Below are 3,953 nucleotides of genomic sequence, written 5' to 3'. Positions count from 1 at the left end.
GGTGCCCAGGTTGTGCACGCCGCGGCTGCGCAGCCAGGCCACGGCACTGCCCACGTCATGCAGCTGGGTTAGGTTAGAGGTGCCGGGCATCAGAAGCTCTCCTCCACCGCGGGCAGCTTCTGGGTGACGATCTGTTGTTTGACTTCCAGATCGGGCTGCACCCCCATGGCGCGCAGCGTCTGCTCGACCACCTGGCTGAACACCGGCGCGGCGACGTCGCCACCGAAGTAATTGCCGTCGCTCGGCTCGTCGACCATCACCGCCACCACGATGCGCGGGTTGTGGATCGGCGCCATGCCGACGAACCACGAGCGGTACTTTTTGTCGGCGTAACCCTTGCCTTCTTGTTTGTGCGCCGTGCCCGACTTGCCACCCACCGAGTAGCCCATCACCTGCGCCTTGGGGCCGGTGCCACCGGGCCCGGCAGCCATGTGCAGCATGTCGCGCACGGCCTTGGCGGTCTTGGGCGACATCACGCGCAGGCCTGGCGCCTGCACGTCAGCCGGCAGGTGCTGGTTCTTCACGATCGAGGTGGGAATCAATTCGCCGTCGCGCGCAAACACGCTGTAGGCACGCGCCAGCTGAAACAGGCTCGCCGACAGGCCATAGCCATAGCTCATGGTCGCCTGCTCGATCGGGCGCCAGGTTTTATAGGGGCGCAGCCGGCCCGTCACCACACCGGGGAAGTTGATCTGCGGGCGCTGGCCGAGACCGACCTGGGTGTACATCTCCCAGATCTCGCGCGGCTGCATCTGCATCGCCATCTTGACGGTGCCGACGTTGCTTGATTTCTGGATCACCTCGGCCACCGTCAGGTCGCCGTGCGGGTGGGCGTCGCTGATGGTCGAGCCGGTGATGGTGAGGCGCCCCGGGGCGGTGGCGATCACGGTGTTGGGCGTGACACGGCCGGTCTCCAGCGCCAGCGAGACGATGAAGGGCTTCATCGTCGAGCCGGGCTCGAAGGTGTCGGTCAGTGCGCGGTTGCGCAGCTGCGCGCCGGAGAGGTTGCTGCGGTCACCGGGCGAGTAGCTCGGGAAGTTGGCCAACGCCAGCACCTCGCCGCTTTGTACGTCGAGCACCACCACGCTACCGGCCTTGGCCTTGTGCTGCGCCACCGCATCACGGATGCGCTGGTAGGCGTAGAACTGCACCTTGGAGTCGATCGACAACTCGATGTCGCGGCCATCGACCGGCTGCACGCTCTCGCCGATGTCTTCGACCACGCGGCCCAGTCGATCCTTCACCACGCGGCGGCTGCCGTTGCGGCCCTGCAGGTCTTTCTGGAACGCGAGTTCGATGCCTTCTTGGCCCTTCTCTTCCACATTGGTGAAGCCCACCACGTGCGCGGCCGCTTCGCCCTCGGGGTACTTGCGCTTGAACTCGCGCAGCTGAAACAGGCCCTTGATGTTGAGCGCCATCGCCTTTTGCGCCACCGTCTCGTCGACCTGGCGGCGCAGCCACACGAAGTTGGGGCTGTCGTCCAGGCGGCCCGCCAGCTCGGTGGGCGTCATGCCGAGCAGCTTGGCGAGGTTGGCACGCTGGTGTTTGTCGGCCTCGAAGTCTTTCGGGATGACCCAGAGCGACGGCGCCGGCACGCTGGAGGCGAGGATGAGCCCGTTGCGGTCGGTGATGCGCCCGCGGCTGGCCGAGAGGTCGAGCGTGCGCGCGTAGCGGATCTCGCCTTGCTTCAGGAAGAAGTCGTTGCCGACGATCTGCACATACACCGCGCGACCGGCCAGCACACAGAAGCCCAGGCCCACCAAGCCGACCAGGAACTTCGAGCGCCATGGCGGTGTTTTCGAAGCCAGCAGCGGGCTGGTCGAATACATCACGCTGCGCACGTTGACGGCGCCGGCCTTGTGGTTGTTCTTCATCGCGAAGCCTCCACGCCTGAGGCCGCCGGAGCGTAGGTCACGTACTGCGTGACGGCGGGGGTGGCGTTGCGCATGGCCAGGCGATCGCGCGCAACACGCTCCACCCGCAGCGGCGTGGCCTGCGACTGCTTCTCGGACTTCAGGCGCTCGTGTTCGATCTCGAGCTGGCGCGCCTCGTTCTGCGCCTTGTCGAGCGCGGCAAACAAGCGGCGCGACTCGTAGGACACACGAACAAGATAGACGCTGCTGAGCACCAGCGCCAACAGCAGGAGCAGGTTGATGCGGGTCATGCCGCTTTCCTGTTCGCGCGAACGATGTCACGCCCTGGCGCTGAACTTTTTACCGCCAAGACGCCAAGAACGCCAAGGTCGCAAAGAACCCTTTGCTCTTCTTGGCGACCTTGGCGTTCTTTGCGCCTTTGCGGTGAAGAAGCGCAACGCGCAGCTGTGAGGCGAAAGAGCGTCATGCCGCCACCTCCGTGCGCTCAGCCACCCGCATCACCGCGGAACGCGAGCGCGGGTTCACATCGACCTCCGCATCCGACGGCTTCACCCGACCCAGCGCGGCGAGCCGGCTCGGCTTGGGCTCGGCAAACGGCGCCTGCCGATCGAACACGCTCTTGCTTTCGCGGGCGATGAAAGTCTTGACGATGCGGTCTTCGAGCGAGTGGAAGCTGATCACCACCAGGCGCCCGCCAGGCAAGAGCAGGTCGAGGGCCGCGCTCAGGCCTTGTTCGAGCTCCTCAAGCTCTGCATTGACGAAAATCCGAAGAGCTTGAAATGTGCGCGTTGCAGGGTTCTGGCCCGGCTCGCGGGTCTTGACCGCGCCAGCCACGACTTCGGAAAGTTGTGCTGTGGTTCGAACAGGATTCCCGCTTTCGCGCCGAGCAACAAGCGCCTTTGCAACCGAGAGAGCAAACCGTTCTTCCCCATAATTTTTTATCACCTCCGCGATAAGGCGCTCGTCGGCGCGGGCCAGGAAATCCGCAGCGCTTTCGCCTTTGGATGTATCCATGCGCATATCCAGCGGCCCGTCGAAACGGAAGCTGAAACCACGTTCGGGGTCGTCGATCTGCGGAGAAGACACGCCCAGATCGAGCAACAGCCCGTGCACCTTGTTCACGCCCTGCCCTGCCAGGGTCGTAACCATGTTCGCGAAGCTTGTGTGATGGATGGAAAAACGCGGGTCATCGACCCGCGTTGCACCTGTTGTCGCAGCCGCAACGGCCTGTAGATCCCGGTCGATCGCCACCAGCCTTCCCGCAGCTGACAAGCGCGACAGCAGCAGCCGCGAGTGGCCGCCGCGGCCGAAGGTGCCGTCGACATAGATGCCATCAGGGTCGGTGACGAGCGCGTCCACGGCTTCGTTCAACAGAACCGTGGTGTGTTCGAAAGAGGCCGGCGCGGACATGGGCGTCTGGCTCAGAAGCTGAAGCTCTTCAGCGCGTCAGGCATCGGCGATTGCATCACCTTGGCCTCGTGTTCGGCGTAGCGGGTGGCGTCCCACAGCTCGAAGTGGCTGCCCATGCCGAGCAGCATCACGTCACGGGTCAGGCCCGCGGCAGCGCGCAGCTCGGGAGCGATCAGCACACGCGACGAGCCGTCGATTTCGACGTCCATCGCGTTGCCCAGAAAGATGCGCTTCCAGCCGGCAGCCTCCATCGGCAGCGCGGCCACCCGTTCACGGAAGTGTTCCCACGCCGGGCGCGGGAAGATCATCAACGAGCCTTCGGGGTGCTTGGTGATGGTGAGCTGGTTGCAACCCATCGCGGACAGGACTTCACGGTGACGCGACGGCATGGCGATACGCCCTTTGCCGTCCAGCGTCAGCCCTGCAGGCCCCTGAAACACGATGTTTGCCACAAAAACCCACTAGAGTGCACTTAATTGCACTTTAGCTCATGGGGTGAGCCTGGGTCAACGAAATGTGTAAAGAAAATTCAATGGAATCAAGCACTTAGCGCAGGTTTTTGTAGCTGCTTGTAAGGGAAAAACGCAGCAAAAATAAGGACTTGCGTGATGGTGTGAAAGCGATGCCTGAGATTGACCGAGGCGCATACCTGGGTAAATCAGGATCTGT

General features: G+C 63.7%; 4 protein-coding genes. All 4 read right to left on the bottom strand.

Going from position 1 to position 3,953, the window contains the following annotated elements; genetic code table 11:
* Positions 1 to 89 precede the first annotated feature (89 nt).
* Positions 90 to 1,874, bottom strand: a complete 1,785-nt coding sequence (locus RMO40_RS12000) for a penicillin-binding protein 2 (protein WP_309721160.1) — start codon at positions 1,872 to 1,874, stop codon at positions 90 to 92.
* On the bottom strand, positions 1,871 to 2,164 hold the full coding sequence (gene ftsL / locus RMO40_RS11995; protein WP_309721157.1) for a cell division protein FtsL: 294 nt from the start codon (positions 2,162 to 2,164) through the stop codon (positions 1,871 to 1,873). The genes RMO40_RS12000 and ftsL overlap by 4 nt, the downstream gene beginning before the upstream one ends.
* 172 nt (positions 2,165 to 2,336) lie before the next feature.
* Positions 2,337 to 3,284 carry a 16S rRNA (cytosine(1402)-N(4))-methyltransferase RsmH gene (gene rsmH, locus RMO40_RS11990; protein WP_309721153.1) on the bottom strand — a complete coding sequence of 316 codons (948 nt, stop codon included), beginning with the start codon at positions 3,282 to 3,284 and terminating at the stop codon, positions 2,337 to 2,339.
* A gap of 11 nt (positions 3,285 to 3,295) precedes the next feature.
* Positions 3,296 to 3,724 carry a division/cell wall cluster transcriptional repressor MraZ gene (locus tag RMO40_RS11985; RefSeq protein ID WP_309721163.1) on the bottom strand — a complete coding sequence of 143 codons (429 nt, stop codon included), beginning with the start codon at positions 3,722 to 3,724 and terminating at the stop codon, positions 3,296 to 3,298.
* Positions 3,725 to 3,953: the final 229 nt, after the last annotated feature.

It is taken from the genome of Rhizobacter sp., from assembly GCF_031412075.1.
Lineage (GTDB): Bacteria > Pseudomonadota > Gammaproteobacteria > Burkholderiales > Burkholderiaceae_C > Rhizobacter.
Note: the sequence above shows the minus strand (reverse complement) of the source record. Positions and strands in the feature narration are given on the sequence as shown.